This is a genomic window from Paenibacillus sp. B-A-8, assembly GCF_048572915.1.
GTDB lineage: Bacteria > Bacillota > Bacilli > Paenibacillales > Paenibacillaceae > Paenibacillus_AQ.
In genome coordinates this window covers 487,486-508,203 of the sequence record NZ_CP183882.1, presented here as the reverse complement: position 1 = coordinate 508,203, position 20,718 = coordinate 487,486, and the positions used below count along the sequence as shown (strand labels likewise).

Genomic DNA, 20,718 nt, shown 5'->3' with positions numbered 1-20,718 from the left:
CTGGATCATTTTCCGATGTTATAGATTCGGAGCAATGAGCCACCGAAACAATCGAAACCGGTTTCGATTGTTTCGAAAAAAAATGATCTTTCGAAAGCAATTGAAAGAGCATTTTTATTTCAATGATTCGATTATAGCTCCATCCCTCGAAATTAGATGTATCAAATACCACTAACTAGGAAAATAAAAGCTATGATGTCCTTTACTTTAGCAGGACTCTTTTCAGTTCGTCAAGATTTATCCTGATTTTAATACTAGCTAAATTCAGCTAATCGGAGGTGAACAAGACTCCCGTTCAACCACTTCTACCGGAACTAAAATTGCTTCCTTATCTAACACTTTGCCTTCAATTGAAGCTAAAAGAATGTCAGCCGCACGGCTCCCAAGAAGTTCTGTATCCTGACGCACCGTTGTCAGTGCAGGAGTGACATACTCGGCAAGATCGATGTCATCATAACCCATAACTGAAATATCCATCGGTACGGAAAGTCCACTATCTTTAGCAGCCATAATAGCTCCTAAGGCTAATAAGTCGCCTGAAGCAAAGACCGCGGTTGGACGTTCAGGAAGCTTAAGAAGCTCCAACATCGCGTTATAGCCGCTTTCTCGAGAATAAAAGGCTCCGTTTACAACATAGGTCTTGGGTACTTTAAACCCTCGCTGCTTCATAGCGGACATATATCCCAGCTCCCGCATTTTTCCTGGAAATGTGTTCATGCCTCCAGAGATATGAGCAATCTTGCGATGCCCCAATGAAGCTAGATACTCCACCGCCAGCTGTGCCCCGACTGTATTGTCTGAGCATACCGTATGTGTCTCAGAGGTATCAAAATCCACGATAACCGTAGGAATATCACTCTCAAGCAGTTCACGGAAATACGGATCCTCATAATCGGACAAGAAGACAACAACGCCGTCTACGCCACGAATCCTGCAATTCTCTAAATACCCACTTTGCTTACCGCCGACATCTTTGGAGATAAACATGAGGGCATAACCCTTTTCCACGGCAACCTTCTTAAAACTCTCGATCACAGCGCTGAAAAAGGGATGGCGAATACCAAATCCCGTATTCTCTACGAATAGCACGCCGATGGTCCACGATTTCTTAGTGGTCAATGTACGGGCATGTGAATTTGGCAAATATCCCATTTCTTGGGCAACCCGGAATATTTCCTGACGAGTTTTCTCCCGTACATCGGAATAATTATTAAACGCCTTAGAAACCGTTGTTGGAGAGTAACCGGTTCTTTTAGCAATATCGTATATCGTTGTCAAATCGGCTCGCTCCTTGCCCTGACAAATGAAATGCCTTATGTTCACTGCAATTTTAACGTCTTTCCGTACCGCCGTCCAGCGAAAAGTAACTTTGTACAGAGGGGAGTAGTGTAACCGCCTGAATCAACAGCCCTAGACTCATATAGATCAAATGTATAATTGCAACACTATTCAGCATGTACGTCTGCACCGTTATCCAAATAATTTGCCCAAACCCGATATACAGAGACATAGCCCAGAAGCTATATAATTTCTTAAAAGGATTTAATAATTCCACCAAGTGCCACTGAGGTCTCTTGATCAGACCATAAACAACGAGGAGGGGCAGTAAACCAAATACGATAAATAGCAGAATACCCGGGAATAAAAAATCTGAGAATGGCGATCTTTCCAGCATAGAAGTCGGCATTTTGATTAGATCCCCGCTTGGATCTATTACAAGAGCACCGCCCCCTCCTAACGCTCCAACCCCCAAAAAAATAAGAAGAATATAAAGCCATGTTACTGTACCCGGCCTTCCATTCGTTAATTCCATTTCACTTCCCCATTTCCAAATAAGAATTAGAGCAACCCTATCTAGAAAACGAATCTGCCCTTTTTATATTTTACAAGTTTTCCCTGTATTTCGCCGAGATGCATATCACAAACTTCGCTGAGTTTTTGATTTTTTTACGTACGATGTGAACAACAGCGCTTTAAGTTATACTAAGTTTAGAAGCTAATATATTGCACCTGACCGATCTCATAAATAGAAGCCATCGAATCCTAAGCATGAACGCCTCCGACGTCCTTATAAGGACGCTAAGTGTTTAAGCGAGAAATTCAAGACATAAAGTATGGTGTGAAACTTATAAAACAAGGAGACAGGACATGCGTACACACGCGCTGCACCTAACATACCTATGAATGATACCGACCTTCTATCTACCAAACAGTGTGCTTATTGCCACAAACAAAAGCCGCTCTCTGAGTTTCGCAGACGTACAGGCAAACGTTCCAAGGGGCAGTCACGCCGTGGTGCCTGCCGTGAATGTCGTAAACAACGGGAAGCACTAAATATAAAGCTCACAGCAAACCCCTTACTGGTAAAACCTGATATGGTCCAAACCCATCAGCAGGCTCTATTGGAACGTTCCAAAGAGGGGAAATCATCTTCCGCCGCTGCTTCTTCAGGACAATGCAATCCGAACCGCCGCGTACGTGGTTTGGAGCAGCGAAGAAAACATACACCTTCTCAAGGTGCGAAGATAAATCCTGAAGATCCGACCCAATTGATTCCCACTGCTAAAGGGATGATCTTAATGCGTGGCCATAGTGATAAGGGACGGCGCTGGCATCAGGAAATCGATCTAGCCCTTGCGGTTACGCTAGTCAGGGAACATGCCGCTATCGTTGTGAATCGTCGAACCATAAGGCGGTTGTATAGCAATAAGGATTTTCGCGCTTATATCCTAGCTAGAGATAGCTATACCTGTTACTTCTGCGGCGCTTATGGGGATACTATTGATCATTTACTACCTCGCGCTAAAGGCGGCCATACAACCCCGGATAATTGCGTCTGCGCTTGCACGTTGTGTAATCAGACCAAAGCCGATAAATCTGTTGAGGATTTTATGGGCCGAATATAACCTCTTAAATCAAAAAGCCCTAATCTCTGAAGGCTGTTCTGTTCCCGTGAACAGATGCCTTGAGATTAGGGCCGCTTATTAATATGGAGAAGTATAGGCTATTTAGTTCCCTGTAATATTCTTAACTCGTCCTACCTGTCCGCTTGTTAATCTGACCTTAATGCCATGCGGATGCCGAGGCGAGTTCGTGAGAATATCTTTTACCGTACCGCGTGTCAGCTTGCCTGTAGGCTGATCCTGCTTAAGCACAATATCCACTTCAAGCCCAGGTCGAATATCCGCTCGTACTTGTCCGTTCATGATGTAATCCCCTTTCATGGGTTATAATGTTGTCAACTACAATAGATAAGGAGGAGCTGTTATGGCCTTCGGCATCAACAGAGAAGAATTATCCCGGTGGAAAAAAGCGGTCTCCGCAGGAGAGATCGCCTTCTTGACTCATTATTGGCTGGATCCGCGCTTTCCTGACATCACTACTGTGACCAAGGTGGGCTGCAGTAATCTTACCACACTGAAACATTGGTGCGAGAAGAATGGATTGCCTGCCCAATATATTCATAATCGTTCATCGTTTCCCCACTTTGACCTCATTGGACCTAGACAGGCAGAAATCCTTCGGCAAGAAGGGCAATGGGATCAGCTGGAACGTTTCAAAATGCTCTAATCTACGAAGAATTGTGATTCAAGGTTTATAGATTACTTCTTTTTGCGTAAATCCTGCATGATTTTACGACCGGTAGGTGTCTGTGCTAAACCGCCTCCCGCAGTTTCACGATGTTTCTCTGGCATTGCTGAGCCCACCTCAAGCATGACCTTGATGACTTCATCAGATGGGATCACACTACGAACACCCGCTAATGCCATATCTGCGGCGGCAAGTGCGGTAACTGCACCGAATCCGTTTCTAACAATACAAGGAATCTCTACAAGTCCACCAACCGGATCACAAATCAGACCTAAGGTATTCTTAAGTGCTAGCCCGACAGCATGCACTGCTTGTGCAGGCGTTCCGCCGCGTAGCTCGGTTAAAGCGCCTGCCGCCATCCCAATAGCAGAACCAACCTCAGCTTGACAGCCACCTTCCGCGCCCGATACAAACGAATTATTGGCAATGACATAACCGATAGCCCCGGCCGCGAACAATCCGGATACCATATAATCATCATCCCAGCCAAACCGCTCCTGACAGCTGAGAAATACACCCGGAATAATCCCGCATGAACCAGCAGTAGGGGTTGCAATGATCCGCCCCATAGAGGCATTCACTTCAGATACAGCCAGCGCGTAAGCCATAGCTTGACCTGCGGGTCCGCCTAGGCACGGCTCATCAGCTGCATTATATGCGCCTACACGCTGGGCATCCATGCCTGTAAGACCGCTGCGTGAAGTTGTATCTTCATGCATCCCGCGATGAACAGCCTCTTTCATCACACCATAATATTCACGCATCGTGGAGAATTCATGTTCACTGGAACGTCCAGATTCCGCGCTTTGCTCTTCGAGCATTAGCGCTCCAATGGTGAGACCCCGTTCCTCACACAATACAGCCAGCTCACTAAGTGTTTGAAAATTCATGTTAAACTTTCCTTCCCCTTCTCTTCTTGCTTACCTTCGTTTAGATTAACCAACTTCACCGATTTCACAGCAGTGAGCGCTTTAAGCGCTTCAATAAGCTCCGGTGTAGCTGCTTCATCCAGCTCCAGGACCGTTAAGGCTGCCCCACTGCGATTTTTTCGGTCCAGAGACATATGCCCTATATTAAACTGTCCGTTACGCATCACTTCCGTAACACTCGCCAGAACACCTAAATAATCCATATGATTAATCAGAACCGTTGGATAGATCCCTGTAAGCTTCACCCCAAAACCGTCGATATCGACAATCTCGATGTTCCCGCCACCAATAGATGTCCCTATTAGTGTCAGTTTGCTTCCTGTTTCTTGTCCGATAAGGTTCAGCTTAACTGTGTTGGGATGTGGAAACAGGCCTGTTCCCTGTTTAAAAGAAACTTCCATCCCTGCTTCAACCGCCAGTTCTAGGGAATCTGGAAGCCTATGATCGTCGGTAGTGAAATCAAGTAACCCTCCAACAATCGCTCGATCTGTACCATGTCCCTGATAAGTTGCTGCAAAAGAACCGAAAAATGTTACCTCGGCTACACGCGGTACTTCTCCTAACACCTGCCTTGCAGCCCTCCCGATCCGTGCCGCTCCAGCGGTATGTGAGCTTGAGGGACCGACCATTGCCGGACCAATAATTGAAAATACATCCTTAAAACGCATAAAAGACCTCCTGCCTGCAAGAATAGGCAATTATCGTACTCCTATATAGTATACTGCACTAGCTGTCGGAGTTCACCGTGACATTTGCTGTGATATGCAATGCCTAACATTGCTTATTCAAAGGCTAGTATTTCTATTTCATGCCCTGAGTATCACAAGATATCCTGGGAGTACAGCATAATTCCACTTCTATACTGCCAGCCCATCCCTTCCCAGAACCCTCTTCCTTGTTCGTTGGTTCCAATAACCATCAGGTGACACTTGGCAATACCGGCTGTACGGAGATTCTCGAGACAGCGAGTCACAAGCTTACGACCAACACCCATCCCCCGGCAGTCATTATGAACTGCAACATGATACATGTAGCCTCTTCGCCCATCATGCCCGCATAATGCCGTACCTACCATCTGGCCATCTTCATTCTCACAAATCTGGCTAAAGCCTCGGTTATGCGCCAGATAACGCAGAATTTCCGGCTTTGAATCCGCTTCGCTAAGTCCCATCCCCTCTGTATGCTCCCACAGCTGATAAGCAGCTTCATAATCATCCGCAACCATTTCTCTATAAATCATACTTGTCCCCTCGCTTGTACAGAACGGCATAAAGCATGAAGAGCACTTCGAGGAAGCTTTTCCAGCTCCAGCAGCGCTTCGTAAGGATCTCCCACTAATCCCAGAGCTTTCGCAAAGGCAGGCTCTGTCTTCCATCCACTTGTCTTTAAAAAAATGATTTGTTTGCGAAAAGCATCATCCATTTGAGCTAGAATTTCAGCTTCAACGATCATATGCAAATAACCATTCTGGAGCTCCGTTCGCCTCGGCTGTCCAAACAGTTCTATAGGCCAGCCCTTTGCCATAAAGTTAATTTTCGTTCGAGGTATGCCTTGAACCACCCGCGATTCGCTAACAAACCCCTCCATGGCTCCAAAATATCGAACAACTAGCGCCTTAAACTTCGCAGAATCATGAACCTCGCAAATGATATCCAAATCGCTGCCCTCCACTTGAATTCCAAGCGGTATTGTCCCAACCAACAAGGGATTATAGTCCGTTAGTAAATTCATAATATCCAGCTCTGTAAGAAGGTTATAGACCTCTTTCTGAACCGCGGTTCCACGATTCAAATCATCGATTTTTCGCCAATCATTCACTTTGGACAAGCGCCTCCTCCGACTCGGGTTTATAAACGCATATGTATTAAAGACAGCGCACGCTTTTCTGGGCGCAAGCATAGAAATATACGGAGGATAGAAGGCAAGGAGGAGTGTATTAGAAAAATGAATCCCACCTACCCCTATTATGGGGAACGAACAGGATGTAAGGACCAGCCCGACATTTTCCCCACACAGCACCAAAGCCGCCAGCCAAGTCTAGAAAATCAAATGAATCCCCGCCGACGTGTATTCATGTCAACGGTGAAGACATGGGTACAAGCTGATACACAACACACCATGAGAGGAATGTATACCTATGAATAAGATGCCCGATTATGATATTCCTTCTGTCCGTTTAACAAGTGGCATGTATGCCTTAACAAAATTAGCCTGCGCAGGGCTAACGTACGTCCTTATCTCCTTACTTATGCTTGGGTTTCCACAACATAACGGCGTACCTGAGGGTTGGCCTCTTTCAATCCCATATGCGATTTACGCTTATGGACTGCCAGCAGCACTAGTAGCCGATGTTCTACTGCGCCTCCTACGCTCCACATCCCACATCGTTTCCCTTGTTGTATACGTTGCCGCAGGTTTCGGTGCAGGTCTATGGCTAGCAGCAGAACAAGGTGCAGATCTACTGCTATGGGGTTTTGCAGGAATTTTGGGACTGTTGCTGCTACGGGTGACGCAACTGGGTGTGGAGCGCTCCCCTCTGCTACTGCCTGTATTTGCACTATTTCTACCGCTGCTCTGCTTACTGCTGTTATAAGCTGCACTCAGAGTGCTTCTATGATATCACCGGCAATGATAGCCGCTGGATTATTGCGCTGACGGGCAGCTCTCTCCCCTGCTAATCCGTGTAAATATACACCAAAAGCTGCTGCCTGTGTCTCATTCAGTCCCTGAGCCAGCAGGCTGGAAATGATGCCCGTTAGCACATCACCGGCTCCACCAGTGCCCATGCCGGGATGGCCTGTGGTGTTTACATAAGCTTGCCCTTCTGGCGTTGCTATAACCGTATGTGCTCCTTTTAATACGAGTGTAATCCCATGCTCTTTCGCATAACCTGTAGCCAGTCTGATGCGGTCCCGTTGCACCTCAGCTGTTGTTATACTAGCAAGGCGAGCCATCTCACCTGGATGAGGCGTCAGAATCACGGGATGGCGTCTACTTGCCCAGCTCTTGTAATCAGCTTCAGCTAATATGTTCAAGGCATCGGCATCGATCACCAGAGGACAATCCGTTCCTTCCCAGAGATTGCGAAGCCATTCTGTATCGGCCTCAAATCGACCAAGACCGGGACCAACGGCAAGAACATCTCGCTCTTTACTTAGCTTCAGCAGCTCTGAAACGCTCCTTGCTTGCCAGGTTCCATCTTCATTGCCTCCAACATCGGCCAGCATGAGTTCAGGGGCAGAACCGATGATAGCAGGCATCAACTTCTGAGGAAGCGCCCATGTCACCAACCCACAGCCTGCCCGGAGCGCAGCACGGGCAGAGAGCAGTCCGGCACCGCTCATTCTTAAGGTGCCGGCGGCAAGAAGGACATGCCCATAAGTGCCTTTATGGCCCTCAGGCGAACGCCGGCGGGCTATATCTACGCCTAGATGGGCATGCAGCACTTCCGGTGTCAGCAGGTGAACCTGCACACCGCTTTCTGAGGCCAGAGAAGTCGGAATACCGATGGCCCGGACCTTCACATGCCCCGCAGCGCCTGCGCCGGGGTATTGCAGGAGGCCTCGCTTGAGAAACGCGAGGCATACCGTCACCGACGCATGAATGCAAGGCTCATGCGTCTCACCCGTGTCCGCGTTCAGACCACTCGGGATGTCCGCGGACACAATCACTTTGCCGCTGCTGTTCGCTGCGGCAATCAGCTCCGCATAGGCGCCGCGCGGGGCTCCCGCGGCGCCGGTGCCGAGCAGCGCATCCAAGATGCCGCTGCACTCGGCAAGGTCCAACCGGTCCCTGCCGTATACCACGGCAGGCAGGCCCATGGCTGCAGCCGCATCGCGCTGCAGGGCGGCCTCGCCGGAGAGCGACTCCGGCGGCACCGCATAGACGAGCGTGACGGCAATGCCCGTCTCGCGAAGGTACCGTGCGGCGGCGAGGCCATCGCCGCCGTTGTTGCCTTTGCCGACTAGGATGAACCATCGCTCGTCGGCGGCATGGTCCAGGGTCAGCGCATGATCTGCGCTGACCTGAAATGCCGCGACGGGAAGCGCGGCATCCGTCCGCCCGGCGTCTTCTCCATCGGCTGCATTTCTGCAGCTCGCTCCACCTCTCCGCCGGCACAGCGCAACAATCTCCTCTGCGATCACTCTTCCCGCATTCTCCATCAGCGCAATCGCTGGAATCCCCAGCCGCTGGATCGTTTCTCCGTCCAGCTGCCGCATTTGCTCAGCAGTTACCAGATACATGATTCGGCCCCTTTCCGCTACACTTCAATCCACAACTAGCTTGATATCAATAAGCTACAGTAAATCTCGTCCGGCTAAAATTCCCCTCTTCCAGCTCGTCTATCATAGCTACAGCAAAATCCTGCACACTAATCATGCTTTCGCCATTCTCATCAAAAACGAGACGGTCGAGTCCAATGCGAAATTGACCTGTACGTCGACCTGACTGAACTTCCGCGGCAGGACTGGCATACGTATAGTCCAGCTCTGTGTTTTTATAGATTTCATAAGCTTCCGCATGTGCCTCAGCCAACGGTCTAATCTCAGCAGGGAATTTTTCCGTATCCATCAACAGCTCTCCGGTTTCTGTCTTCAAACTGCCCGCACCACCAACAACCAGCAATCGATTAAGCCCAGCTTCTTGCATTCCCCCTACAATCGCCTTCGCTGCTGTTATCAAATCCTTCTCTTGGCCGACTGCTGGACCGTAAGCACTAATGACCTCTTCATGTCCACGGACTGCAGCTGCAACTGAAGCAGCATCTAGAACATCTACTGTCGTGATGTGCAGACGTTCATGTTCAAGAGTGAACGTTTCTGGGTTACGTACCGCAGCGGTTACCTCATGTTTTCTTTTTAAAGCCTCCTGTACAATCGCCTTTCCAATCGTTCCTGAAGCACCCAATACTACAACATCCATCTGTTTTTCCTCACTTTGTTTAGATAAGGTCATTGTACGACCTTCCTACTTATTTGTATTTTCAATACTCGTCTCAATAGCTTTTCCCTTACAACCTTTAAACATTATTTATCCCACGAGGGTTATTTAAAATCAGATTCCCAATAAGTTAACTTCCAAACGAAAAACCCCTTAACCAACACAAGGGGCACTCTCTACTGAACAGCATGTACTCGCATTAAGGGCGCAAAAACATTCCCTGAGAACGTGGCATGACCGATTCAAAGCCATATTGTGCATACAATTTCGAGGCTTCCCCATCTGCAATCAGACTTACATAAGCCTTGTCCGGTACAGTATGAAGAAATTGCCTAATTTCCCCCATGATCAATTTGCCTAAACCCCGTCCTTGATGTGAAGGCTTAACCGCGATATCCGTGACCTGAAAAAAGCATCCCCCATCGCCAATCACCCTGCCCATCCCGATCAAGGTATTCTCCTCATACAAGGTAACCGCGAAAATAGATCGAGGCAATCCTATCCCAGCCCCTTCCGCGCTCATTTCACTCAGACCAGCTTCTTTTCTCAGCGCTAAATACTGTTCCACTGAAGGACATTCATGACGTATATCCAGCTTTCCTGTCGTCCCCATACCGTTCTCCTCCTAGCTCTTTAACATACACTAAGCTTAGCACCGTTCAGCATTGCTGTTCCAACTATATACGACTCTGTGGTACACAGGCAAGGATCAGCATAGTTCAGGTAACGCTTACCCCTCTTCCCATATTGAACATACAACAGTTTCTCGGAATAACGGAATGTCTGTCCAAAAATAATAAAGCCGCCTAGCACATACGCAAGGCGGCTTTTGGAATCAACGATTCTCATTAAACTATGCAATTACTCCCATTAATCCGATTAGCACATCTGGTATATCATTTCACTACCACAAAAACAAGTCGTTCCCCTTTAACTTGAACACAGCTTCCATGAAATAATAATCGCCATAAATGATTGAAACATGAATGTCTTTATGATGATACGCTGCTGAACCGTTCATTAAAAGATGATCGGAATCGGTCGTCCAGTCGCAGCGAGTAGCGTCCACTGTTCTCAGGAGCTTCAGCGCAGCGTTCAGGTAGACCTCCTTTTCGTGCTCGCCAACAACTTGGGTGATCTCGATCAGTCCGCAAGCTGCGATCACCGCTGCCGTGGAGTCTTCGTAAGCGGGCTCCTTCGGTTGCCGGAAATCGATTGGAATAACCCCGTTATCCGGAATATTAGCCATAAAATAATGCGCCACCCGTTTGGCCGCCTGCAAATACTCCGGCTTTCCCGTATGTGTATAACTGATCATAAAGCCGTATAAAGCCCAGGTCTGCCCACGTGTCCAGGACGAGCCATCCTCGTAGCCTTGGCCGCCGTAAGTTCGGACTACTCCTCCATGGAACGGATCAAACTCCACGATATGGTTCACGGAACCGTCCGGCCTGATAAAAGCTTCTAAAGCGGTGTCCGCATGCCTCATTGCGATTTGCGCATATCGCGGATCGTTAGTCTCTTCGCTCGCCCAATAGAGAAGCGGGAGATTCATCATGCAGTCCACGATCGCCCACCCTCTTGTATCTTCGCTGGCCGTATCATCGTTCCAAGCGCGGATAAATCCGCCTGCCAGATTAAATCGTCCAGCAAGTAAGTTGGCGGCATGCATTGCCCTCTTACGGGATTCCGGATTTCCGGTAACTTTATAATTGGCCAAGCTCGTAGGCAACCACATAAATCCGACATCATGATGCAGACCGTAGAATTGATGGAAGCAGGCATCCAATGCATCTTCCGTGAAATTGGCGATTTCCTTGTACTTCTGAGCGCCGGTTTCATGGTGCATGAGCCACATCATACCGCCCCAAAATCCATTCGTCCACCAGTTGATATCTTTTTCAATCTGATTGTCGTGCGTGCCATTTCTTGTCGTATATGGAATTTTGCTTCTTGATCGTTCACATACGGCGTCCATTTTGTCCGTTAGTTTAGAAATGACATTATCTACCCAAATTTGATCATCAGCCTGAAGGTTCAACAATCTGCTCACTCCTATTTTTAACTTTCTAAGGGTCCCCCCTTTTCAAGCCCGTTTGCTTATGTGCATATCTCTTTCGTTTATCGAAACCAAGTACTGATCTCCAAGCTCGAAGCTAAATACACTTTCCTCTTCTTCAATAATCTGAACGGCAGGCTGTTGCACCCCATGAAAAGGAATAAGCACGGTCAAGAAATTCATAGTACCGCTGTACCTATCCTGAAAGCGGACCCTTGTCGAAGGCCTTGAGAGATCGGTCTCATCGGATAATCTTCCCTTCAAGAGATTCAATTCTCCCGTATGGCTTGTCGCTATCGCGAGATTCGCAATATTACTTGTCGCGATCACACCGTTCTTGTTCTCTTCCACCTCGACAAAATCTAGATGGAAATAGCGCTGAACGCTATGGTCATTCAGCCCTTCTACCCGATCGGCAATAAGCACGAATCGATTATCCACTAGCGAAATATGCCGGTGATGAACAACCGGATCGTAGTTGGTATGACAAGCACTGGCGAGCCGGTAGAAGCCTCTATCTTCTACATTGTAGATTCCACCGGGCTTTTGCGGCCCGAATTTAAACGGAGAAATATACTCGAAATGATCTCGCTCATCGATCAGCAGTGTGGAGTGATAATTTGAGCTCTTAAACTGTTTGCGGTCTTCATCATCCCGATAACAAAAAAATCCGGGATCGCAAATCATGTCTTTTCCAAGCGCCGTAAAATCAAAGCTCATCAGATCGATATGGGCGTGGGCATTCTGTATTGGGCTTTTACATATAAACAAAAAGCTAAGAGCCTTTGAATCCCAGCCGCTGCGGATAATCGCTTGATCTAGCGTACCATTCCAGAATGTCGTCTGCTTATCTAATACAAATTGTCTGCCCTGCAGAGAATGCAGCTCTTCCACGAATTGGCGGACATCGAGTGCTCTCCATACATGCTTGCTTGCTTCCCGTACCACCTCAGTCACATCGATCAAGTTCGTTGCTAGCCCCAGCCAAGAAACATCATCCAACGCAAAATACCCATAGACACCGGACATTACAGCAAGCGGGTTCGCATAGGAATCACCTACAGGTACACATTTCCCGGTTGGTCTTAACGAGTAAATGGAGTAATCCAGATTTTTTCTAAACCGTTCCATGTACGCTGGGGAGAACTGAAACTGGAAACGCTTAGCCAGAACCACAGCCAGCCCAAACCAGAACATACAGCCATTATGATACGATGGGCAGCCCTCGATTTGACCGCCGTCCTCTGTCAGTTGCGCCATGCTGCACTTTTCGATGCCCTCGATCGCAAAAGCCTTCCATTCCTCAGCTTCTTTCAGCTCGGGAAAGTAAAGGGCAGTCGTCAGAAGTCCCAAACACTCCATTAAATAATGGTTATGATCCGCTTTAGGCCACAGCTGAGGCGACACGTTACGCAAAGCTTTTACTTGCTTGTAAATGACCGTTAAATACTGCTCTAATACTGCCTCCGTAAACAGCTCCGAGCGGCCTAGATGCTCCAAGACAAGCGGCCAAATTTTGTAGCCCCGGATACCAATCTCCAAAACCCTCAGCGGATGGCATTCCGTAAAATAGCCGATCGGCTTATCGAGCAAGTCCTCAGGAATAGTAACCGTTTCGATCCAGTCCAGCATTTCGTCGATGACCTTGAGTCCATACTTCGCGTCCTTGGTAAGCGAGTAAGCTTCCAGTAAGTCCTGCCAATGATTCATGCGATTCAGCTGCCATAAATATTCATTGTCATTATGTCTGCGCTCCAGCCAGCTGGGCGGATTCCCGACAAATTCCCTGACTCCCCCCGTACCGGGAAGCATGATCATTCCTTGATAGGCGAATTCGGCATTCGTGATCGTCTCGCGCACATGATCAGGCATATGTGCTGCGATATAGGCGGCTTTCTCGTCCATCGGCTCAAGCCGTGATCGCAAGTTAGCTAACAGCTCCGTCGTAGACATCGGCTCTTTCAGCCATGATTGCAGATTCATTTATTCATCTCCATTATGTTATTTCGAATTCGAAATGCCCCCTCCGAAATCATTAAGACTCCGGAAGGAGCGACTCCAGCTATTTCATGTAACGGTCGTATGCACCTTGCTCTAAAGCAAGCAAATCCTTTATTCCTAATCCTTCCAATTCCTTGATATACTTACTGAATGTCTCATCGTTGATCGGTTCCACGCCAAGCACCCATCTCTGAAGCTTCTCCTCCACATAAGTCAGTACGCCAGCATTTAACTCCTCAAATTTGGTCCGTTCCTCATCCGTATACGCAATCGGCGGGTAAGCCTCCATAATATAGCCATTGTCAATGTATTCCTTGATGCCTTTCAATGCAGTCGCGTTGGTCCATTGCTCTTCGTAAGCATAGTCTTGATGAAAGGCCAGCTCGATCTGTGCTCCCTCTTCCTGAAGCTGTTGGATCACTGTCTTTTCTTTATTTTTCAATACAGAATCTTTAAACTTCGGCTTGCCGTCCACGAGGTCGTAATCCTTTCCTTCGATGCCAAAGTTCATTAGTCTCCGGCCCTCTTCGGAGAACCAAAAATCCATATATTTGATCGCTTCGACGGGATGTTTGGTTGCCGCTGAGATTCCCCATCCGCTCGCATGCGTCTCTTTACGGGAGCTCTCTTCGACGACTTTGCCCTCGGTATTCGCTGGAGGCGTCATCGGAACAAAGGAGAAGCCCGGAATCTTAGCTGCAAGAATGTCATTAAAATTAGCCGTGCTGGCGAACCAGTCATGCGTCATGCCACCGACATTGTCTGCGAGCAAAATGTCACGCGCTTTCGCTCCGCGGGTGAAGATTTCTTTATCGATTAAACCTTCCTTATACCACTTCGCAATATTTTCAATGGCCGTCTTATATCCTGGCTCATACATGCCGTACTTCACGACACCGTTGTCCGCGTAAAATCCGCGTTTGGCCGCATCGGCCCCGCCCCGCACGCCCCACTGGATCAGCAGATCATAAATCCCATCCAGCTTTGTCCGGCTGAAGTATGGAATTTCATCGTTCACTCCGTTACCGTTCGGATCTTTTTCTTTGAATGCTTTCAATAGCGCGTACAGCTCATCTACCGTTTTCGGTTGCTCAAGTCCCAATTTATCCAACCAATCCTGGCGTACAAACCAGCCTTTAGCAGCCGGCCCATCCGGAGTAAAGTTAAGGAAATACGTTTTTCCGTTGTAGGCTTTCATATATTTGGCTGCATCTGGATGTTCGGAAAAGAACTTTTTAATGTTCGGGGCATGCTTTTCGATCAATCCATCCAGCTCAAGAAAGGCCCCTTCAATCCCCAGACTGTCATACTGCTCCTTAATTTGATGATGAACCAGATCCGGAATTTTCCCGGATGCCATCATTGTATTGAACAGTTCTTTGCTATTCGTCGAGGTTTTAGATGCGGTTCCCTTCAACTTAATATTGGTCATGGCTTCTGCTTCTTTGAAGACGGGCCAGTTATCGTCGAATATAAACTTATCGGAGTAGTGCATGTGGATCGTCAGTTCAAGCGGGTCTTTAACGATCAGATGCCCGGATAGAGGGTTTGCCTCTGCCTCTTTTGAATCATTCGCCGCGCTTCCACTATTTTGCGGAGCGTTATTGTTACTACAGCCGGCTAGCAGCATACCGACTGTCAACATGATTATTGCAGATGATTTCATCCATTTTTTGTTACCCACATTCACGACCTCCAATTATTGGTTTCTTGATTTCATATTAAAAAAATTTAAGCAGCCAACTATCCTTTGACCGAGCCGATCATGGTGCCTTTGACGAAATATTTCTGAATGAAGGGATAGGCTGCAACAATCGGAATAATAGAGACGATGATCGTCGCATAAATGATCGTTTCCTTAGAATATACCGCCATATTCCCCATCTCGTCGCTCACGTTCATTTCTACGATGAGTTTCTTTAGCAAGACTTGTAGCGGTACCTTACTCTCGTCGCTCAGTAGGATCATCGTCCAGAAATAGCCGTTCCAGCGGTGCACCGCATAGAATAATCCGATCGTCACAAGAGAAGCTTTGGACAGCGGCAGATAAACCTTCCATAAGATCGTCAGATCATTTGCTCCGTCAACCTTTGCCGCTTCCTCGAGTTCCTCCGGAATACTCTGAAAGAACGTTCTCATGAGGAAGACATAGAAGGTCGTAATCGCGAAACCAATAATTATCGTAAACCTGTTGTCAAGCATGTTCAGATCTCGGAAATTGAGATACATCGGAATCATGCCCGGTTGGAACCACATCGTCAGCGCAATAAAGAAGCTGATGGCCGTGCGCCCCATAACCCGTTTCTTGGACAGGGCATAGGCACCGCAAATGGTGAGAATTAAATTGACGATTACGCCGAATATGGTGTAATAGAACGTGTTTAAATAGGCAATCCAAATCCCTTTTTCCGATAATACCTTTGCATAGGAGTCAAAGTTAATATCGCGCGGTAGTAAGATCACCTTGCCTGTAACGACCGCTTGGGAGGAGCTGATGGATGCGGATAAGACATAGACAAACGGGTACAACGCGAGCAAAGCGATCAATCCAAGAAATACACAGTTAAAGATATAAAACAGCTTTTCGCCTCTGGTTTTTTTCATCTTCCATCACCTACCATAATCCAGTCTCCGTTAACTTCTTGCTCATCTTGTTGGCAAATACGACGAGAATAAATCCAACGACGGCATTGAACAGTCCCACCGCTGTCGCCAGGTCGTAACGTGCATCCTGCAAACCGGACCGGTACACATAGGTGTTAATAACGTCGGCCGTCTCATAGGTGGCTGGCTGATACAGAAGAATGATCGCCTCATAGCCTACTTCCAGCATAGAACCCACCTTCATGACAAGCATGATTGCGATCGTCGGAATGATGGCGGGAAGCGTGATATGCCACATTTGCTTCCATTTATTAGCTCCATCGATAACCGCTGCTTCATACAAAGCCGGATTGACACCGGACAATGCAGCTATATAGATGATGGTACCAAATCCAGCTTCCTTCCAAATATCCATGGACCCGATAAAAATCGTACGGAAATAATCGGGATTGGTCAGAAAGTATTGTTTTTCTCCTCCCATCATTTCGATCAGGATATTGACAATGCCGTTGCTAGGAGCCAAAAAGTTAGTAACAATCCCAGCTACGACAACGACCGAAATAAAATGGGGCAAATACGTGAAGGTCTGCACCGTTGCTTTGAATACCCCATTCTTCAATTCGTTAAATAACAAAGCGAGGATAATCGGCACAGGAAACGCGAACAGCAATTGATACAAACTGAGCAATACTGTGTTTTTTAATAGCCGCCAGAAATATGGACTTTTAAAAAAGGTCTCGAAGTGTTCAAATCCAACCCAGGGACTCGCTTCAATTCCTTTATATACACTGAAATCCTTAAAGGCGATTTGCAGACCGTACATCGGCTTATACGCAAAGATGATATACCAAGCCAGAAACGGTATCAGGAGTAGATAAAGATAACGGTCTCTGATCAGGTTGGTTTTTATTTCCTTAAAGTTAAGCAGCACTCTCTTCTCCTCTCGCAACGATGTTTAGCTGATCCCCTCAGGAGCGCTCCCAATTGAAAGGTCAGCGTTGCAATTTAAACTATAGGAATGAATGTAAGCGCTGTCTATCGCCATTATTTCATCTACCACCAACTCTTTATGTCATGGCCTATAATGTGCATTTTTTTATGTATCAACAATTTCTCGTTATAGAGAAACGTCCGTCGAACATACAATAGCCGCCTGGCACTTAGGCTAGGCGGCTATTGTTGAATCAACAATATTCATTATATAAAGCCTTGAAATCTTATTGCTTCTCGTTAAGCTTCTTTGCGTACTGACCGGGAGCTAACCCTTCATACTTCCGGAACATGCGAATAAACGTGTTCGCATTGTTGCAGCCGACCATCAGCGCCAAATCACCAATCTTAATGTCTTTCTGTTGACGCATAATTTCTTTGGCTTGCTGCACACGATAAAAATTCAAGTAATCTTTAAAATTTTCGCCGGAATGATTTTTGAATGCGATGCTGACATACCCGGGAGAGAAGTTAAACTCCTCCGCTATCATGCTAAGTGATAAATCCCTGTTGTAGTTGTCGTGAATATATTCGATCATCCGCTTTACCGTACTGTTATCCATCATTTCATTCTGCTGATCAATCGTATCGAGCATAGCGCTAAATAAGGTCGTGATGGCCGAAACCATCAGCTCCTTCGATTCGCCGTGCTGCACAATGTCCAGAGATTCCTTGTGGGCTTGAACAAATTCTTCGAAAGACATATTCAACTGCTGGATAATTCGACTCAGTGTAGCCAACACAAGCAAGCTGAACTGGTCGAGCTGCTGCCGCGTTAACTGCCTTTGCTCCAGATTTTCCGATAGAAGACGGTTTAGCGTATTTAATGCATTTTCCCGTTTGCCGCGAATCACATAGCTAATCAGCTCGCGTTCCGTATCGATAGGATAATAATAGCTAACCATCTGAACTTGGCTGAGTTGTTTATAAGTGATGACGGAGGTCTTATCCACTGCCGATCTCCGCTTCAGGATATCAAGCGCCTGGATAAAGGAGCGGTCAATCTCACCAGCAGAGGCTACGGGCTGGCCGACAGCTGCAGTCAATCCATACGCATGTGCATCCTCGACTTGAGCCATCGCTTTCATGAGCTTCTTCTGAATCGATTCCGTATCGGAGTCCCTGATTATGAAGACAAATTTAGTGAAATCGTGATCAAGCAGCTCACAAGGGAAATGAACCTTCAACTGCTCATAAATGATCAACGAAGTCTTTGATTTTATCGTAAGAATCGCTTCTTTCGAATATTGCTCCTCCAATTCCTTACTGTTCGAGAAGGAAATCACGCAAACGCTCAAGTTGGCAGAAAGGCTTTGTAGTTGATGCGTATTTAGCAGGTCATCCACCTTGTCAGGAGAAATTAATCCATGCAGCAAATCCCGCAGAAACTTGTCTCTCATTGAGAGTCTATGCTCATTTAGTGCAGATTTCATCTGTTCATTAGCTTTACTTATACTCGTCGCTGTCTCATTGAGGAAAGCGAATTCGTCTGTACCCGCAGGCTCACCGTAGCTTTTGAACAAGCCGACGAGATGACCTACTGGCCGGTACATGCGCCTGGAAACTGTATATGCGAACGCAAGTCCAACAATGATGAGAATAACTAGTAGAAGTACAGCCCCTTTCAAGTTCGGTGTAAAGGAGTCTGCCAATGAGTAATTCTGTGTAACATACATATACGACCATTGTGGCATCGTTTTCGAGCGGATCAAATGGAAATCGAATTCCTCATTGGACAGCTTCGTGTAATCAGCGGTTGCCTGCCCATCTAGTTGTGCCAGTGGATAAGTAAGCAATTCCTTGCCCCGTTTATCGTCAAAGCTTGATTTGAGCGTAACGTATCGACCATTCTCGATAATGGCAAAAGCTTCTTGCGTATCAGATGATAGGGGCGGCAGCAGTAATTGCTCAAAGAATGAGACAACGAAAAACAATGAATTCCCTATTCCTACCCTTTCTGGATTAACAATTATTATGGATGCGCTTTCATCTCCCACCGAAGTATTTCGTCTACTCGATAGCGTTATATTTGGGCTCGTGCTGTCTGTGCCTAATTGTGCAAAATCCTCATTAGTCATCCCCATATCTTCCATATAACGTCTTCTATCCGACGAGATTTGCGGCGTAATGACCAGATCGTCGTTAGTCTTCATTAAATCGATGCTGTAGCCGAATTCAGAGAATGCATCTATATGATTTTGCAGTGCATATGAGGTTTGTGTGATCTCATAGTAATTCCGTTCTTTTTCAGCGAATTTAACGACATGCTCATCTAATCTCAACTGCGCAATTAAATTGAAAGAAACACCGAGCTTCGTATCAATTTTGTCACGCGATTGCATCAGAAAATTCTGCTGATTCTGACTAAGTTCTGAACGCACTCTTTGACTGTCCTTAAAAAAAGACAGGCAGACCGCAATCATCGTGTAAGCGAATACAATAATAAGGTAGGCAATAAGTAGTTTTGTGAAAAAAGACTTTCTAAGCAATTTCATCTCCCCTTGGTGATTCCTTTAAAAATTGAAAATCACCTAATAGGAAAGTTTGTATCCTCATCGGGTGATTACATCTCCTTACCATCCTTTTGGAAATATCTAACTCACACTATATATGAATATGAAAATGCCGTCCATTACCAAAATTCACTGCGCTATTCACAGGACTTGGGAAGATCAAATTCTTGAATCCTATTACTAACTGTGTGGAATAGTATCTATAACAATATTCTAAAAAGGTTGGTGAAGCATAATGTCTCCTGTAGCAAAGCTGTTTAAATGGGGTACGTGCCTGTATGAAGCCTTTCTGGCTCTGCCGTTGATCGGTGGACTCTTTATCATCGCTAATGGTTGGGTTCCACTGGCCATTGCTTTTTTGCTTCACGCAGTAGCCATCGTTATACTGCAAAGAGAGCGGAAACCCATTGTCGGAAACGTGCTAGGCATTATCACCTCGATTTTAGCGTTCATTCCTATCTTAGGCTGGATTATGCACGGCGTTACTGCGCTCGTACTGCTGATGGAGGGTGTGTCCGCCTCACGCCAAGCCCCTCGCTATTAAATGGGCTGATATCGTCGGTCGCTTGCGTGGGAAAAAGATAACAGAGCAGTCGTTTCTCCATGTTCGGATGAATCGCTGCTCTGTCTTTTGGTAAAAGAGATACCTATTTGATGTTTTTTATGCGATAGCGACTTATAGGGTCCGTTAGCATGCCAAATGTGCAAAAAAACTGCGTTTAGGGGTACTCTGAGTCCGATCGATGCTTCGTATCAAAAAACAGAGGAGTTGCCTCAGCAGGCTTTCAAGGCTGCTGAGGCAACTCCATAATTTTAATCCAGTAAGATAATATATACCTGTATGATTGCCCGGGATTGTATCAACGTCCTGCCGATTGGGAATCAGCTCGCCGGGTTCCGCCCTCACCAATGTAACGCCCATTTGCGTTGCCATTGCCATTCTCAAAACGTTTGCGTTCCGTACGCTCCATCTGAACAATCTGACCTTCATGCACTACGATGTGCAAGGAGCCAAACTCCATATCATCCAGAAGCCCTGCAATCCGCGTAAGCCATAAATCATCCACTTTCAGCGGTTTAGCCATTCTCT

At 46.8% G+C, this 20,718-nt stretch carries 22 protein-coding genes; 4 read left to right on the top strand and 18 right to left on the bottom strand.

Going from position 1 to position 20,718, the window contains the following annotated elements; genetic code table 11:
* Nucleotides 1-264 precede the first annotated feature (264 nt).
* Nucleotides 265-1,278, bottom strand: a complete 1,014-nt coding sequence (locus tag ACN6MV_RS02315) for a LacI family DNA-binding transcriptional regulator (protein WP_042123716.1) — start codon at nt 1,276-1,278, stop codon at nt 265-267.
* A 52-nt stretch (nt 1,279-1,330) separates the two neighbouring features.
* Entirely contained in the window at nt 1,331-1,813 is a 483-nt protein-coding gene (locus tag ACN6MV_RS02310) for a hypothetical protein (protein WP_076116620.1), read from the bottom strand.
* Nucleotides 1,814-2,180: 367 nt separating this feature from the next.
* Here ACN6MV_RS02310 and ACN6MV_RS02305 point away from each other — a divergent pair, with 367 nt between their 5' ends.
* Entirely contained in the window at nt 2,181-2,906 is a 726-nt protein-coding gene (locus ACN6MV_RS02305; protein WP_042123712.1) for an HNH endonuclease, read from the top strand.
* A 102-nt stretch (nt 2,907-3,008) separates the two neighbouring features.
* Here ACN6MV_RS02305 and ACN6MV_RS02300 read toward each other — a convergent pair whose 3' ends face one another.
* Nucleotides 3,009-3,206: a YwbE family protein gene (locus tag ACN6MV_RS02300; protein WP_042123710.1), complete on the bottom strand. Its 198-nt coding sequence runs from the start codon at nt 3,204-3,206 to the stop codon at nt 3,009-3,011.
* Nucleotides 3,207-3,267: 61 nt separating this feature from the next.
* On the opposite strand from ACN6MV_RS02300, the gene ACN6MV_RS02295 reads away from it, so the two are divergent.
* Nucleotides 3,268-3,570, top strand: coding sequence for a hypothetical protein (locus ACN6MV_RS02295; protein ID WP_042123708.1), 303 nt, complete (start codon nt 3,268-3,270; stop codon nt 3,568-3,570).
* A gap of 32 nt (nt 3,571-3,602) precedes the next feature.
* Here the strand turns inward: ACN6MV_RS02295 and sdaAA are convergent, their stop codons facing one another.
* The 4 genes from sdaAA to ACN6MV_RS02275 all read right to left on the bottom strand — a co-directional run bounded on the left by sdaAA (nt 3,603) and on the right by ACN6MV_RS02275 (nt 6,338).
* Nucleotides 3,603-4,481, bottom strand: a complete 879-nt coding sequence (gene sdaAA / locus ACN6MV_RS02290; RefSeq protein WP_042123707.1) for an L-serine ammonia-lyase, iron-sulfur-dependent, subunit alpha — start codon at nt 4,479-4,481, stop codon at nt 3,603-3,605.
* A complete protein-coding gene (gene sdaAB, locus ACN6MV_RS02285) occupies nt 4,478-5,188 on the bottom strand; it encodes an L-serine ammonia-lyase, iron-sulfur-dependent subunit beta (RefSeq protein ID WP_042123705.1) in 711 nt (236 codons plus the stop codon). Before sdaAB ends, sdaAA begins: the two co-directional genes overlap by 4 nt.
* Before the next feature lie 152 nt (nt 5,189-5,340).
* Nucleotides 5,341-5,760: a GNAT family N-acetyltransferase gene (locus tag ACN6MV_RS02280; RefSeq protein ID WP_042123703.1), complete on the bottom strand. Its 420-nt coding sequence runs from the start codon at nt 5,758-5,760 to the stop codon at nt 5,341-5,343.
* A complete protein-coding gene (locus ACN6MV_RS02275; protein WP_375104599.1) occupies nt 5,757-6,338 on the bottom strand; it encodes a DUF4269 domain-containing protein in 582 nt (193 codons plus the stop codon). Before ACN6MV_RS02275 ends, ACN6MV_RS02280 begins: the two co-directional genes overlap by 4 nt.
* A gap of 319 nt (nt 6,339-6,657) precedes the next feature.
* On the opposite strand from ACN6MV_RS02275, the gene ACN6MV_RS02270 reads away from it, so the two are divergent.
* Nucleotides 6,658-7,113, top strand: a complete 456-nt coding sequence (locus tag ACN6MV_RS02270; protein ID WP_052414434.1) for a hypothetical protein — start codon at nt 6,658-6,660, stop codon at nt 7,111-7,113.
* 7 nt (nt 7,114-7,120) lie between these two features.
* Here the strand turns inward: ACN6MV_RS02270 and ACN6MV_RS02265 are convergent, their stop codons facing one another.
* The 10 genes from ACN6MV_RS02265 to ACN6MV_RS02220 all read right to left on the bottom strand — a co-directional run bounded on the left by ACN6MV_RS02265 (nt 7,121) and on the right by ACN6MV_RS02220 (nt 19,604).
* Nucleotides 7,121-8,764 carry an NAD(P)H-hydrate dehydratase gene (locus ACN6MV_RS02265; RefSeq protein ID WP_419885608.1) on the bottom strand — a complete coding sequence of 548 codons (1,644 nt, stop codon included), beginning with the start codon at nt 8,762-8,764 and terminating at the stop codon, nt 7,121-7,123.
* Nucleotides 8,765-8,810: 46 nt separating this feature from the next.
* Nucleotides 8,811-9,443, bottom strand: coding sequence for an NAD(P)-dependent oxidoreductase (locus ACN6MV_RS02260; RefSeq protein WP_419886708.1), 633 nt, complete (start codon nt 9,441-9,443; stop codon nt 8,811-8,813).
* Between the two features lie 217 nt (nt 9,444-9,660).
* The gene (locus ACN6MV_RS02255) at nt 9,661-10,074 is read right to left on the bottom strand and encodes a GNAT family N-acetyltransferase (RefSeq protein WP_042123695.1); all 414 of its coding nucleotides are present in this window, start codon (nt 10,072-10,074) and stop codon (nt 9,661-9,663) included.
* A gap of 20 nt (nt 10,075-10,094) precedes the next feature.
* The gene (locus tag ACN6MV_RS02250) at nt 10,095-10,310 is read right to left on the bottom strand and encodes a hypothetical protein (protein WP_042123693.1); all 216 of its coding nucleotides are present in this window, start codon (nt 10,308-10,310) and stop codon (nt 10,095-10,097) included.
* A gap of 55 nt (nt 10,311-10,365) precedes the next feature.
* Nucleotides 10,366-11,439: a glycoside hydrolase family 88 protein gene (locus ACN6MV_RS02245; RefSeq protein WP_081954226.1), complete on the bottom strand. Its 1,074-nt coding sequence runs from the start codon at nt 11,437-11,439 to the stop codon at nt 10,366-10,368.
* A gap of 108 nt (nt 11,440-11,547) precedes the next feature.
* Complete coding sequence (locus tag ACN6MV_RS02240) at nt 11,548-13,503, bottom strand: alginate lyase family protein (protein WP_419885607.1); 1,956 nt, start codon at nt 13,501-13,503, stop codon at nt 11,548-11,550.
* Nucleotides 13,504-13,582: 79 nt separating this feature from the next.
* Nucleotides 13,583-15,205 (bottom strand): extracellular solute-binding protein, encoded by a 1,623-nt coding sequence (locus ACN6MV_RS02235; protein WP_339288948.1) that lies wholly within the window; start codon nt 15,203-15,205, stop codon nt 13,583-13,585.
* A gap of 59 nt (nt 15,206-15,264) precedes the next feature.
* A complete protein-coding gene (locus ACN6MV_RS02230; protein ID WP_419885606.1) occupies nt 15,265-16,125 on the bottom strand; it encodes a carbohydrate ABC transporter permease in 861 nt (286 codons plus the stop codon).
* 10 nt (nt 16,126-16,135) lie between these two features.
* On the bottom strand, nt 16,136-17,056 hold the full coding sequence (locus tag ACN6MV_RS02225; RefSeq protein WP_419885605.1) for an ABC transporter permease: 921 nt from the start codon (nt 17,054-17,056) through the stop codon (nt 16,136-16,138).
* Between the two features lie 286 nt (nt 17,057-17,342).
* A complete protein-coding gene (locus ACN6MV_RS02220; RefSeq protein ID WP_339288944.1) occupies nt 17,343-19,604 on the bottom strand; it encodes a helix-turn-helix domain-containing protein in 2,262 nt (753 codons plus the stop codon).
* A gap of 259 nt (nt 19,605-19,863) precedes the next feature.
* Here ACN6MV_RS02220 and ACN6MV_RS02215 point away from each other — a divergent pair, with 259 nt between their 5' ends.
* A complete protein-coding gene (locus tag ACN6MV_RS02215) occupies nt 19,864-20,172 on the top strand; it encodes a hypothetical protein (RefSeq protein WP_042123682.1) in 309 nt (102 codons plus the stop codon).
* A gap of 316 nt (nt 20,173-20,488) precedes the next feature.
* Here ACN6MV_RS02215 and ACN6MV_RS02210 read toward each other — a convergent pair whose 3' ends face one another.
* Nucleotides 20,489-20,713, bottom strand: a complete 225-nt coding sequence (locus ACN6MV_RS02210; RefSeq protein WP_042123679.1) for a YezD family protein — start codon at nt 20,711-20,713, stop codon at nt 20,489-20,491.
* Nucleotides 20,714-20,718: the final 5 nt, after the last annotated feature.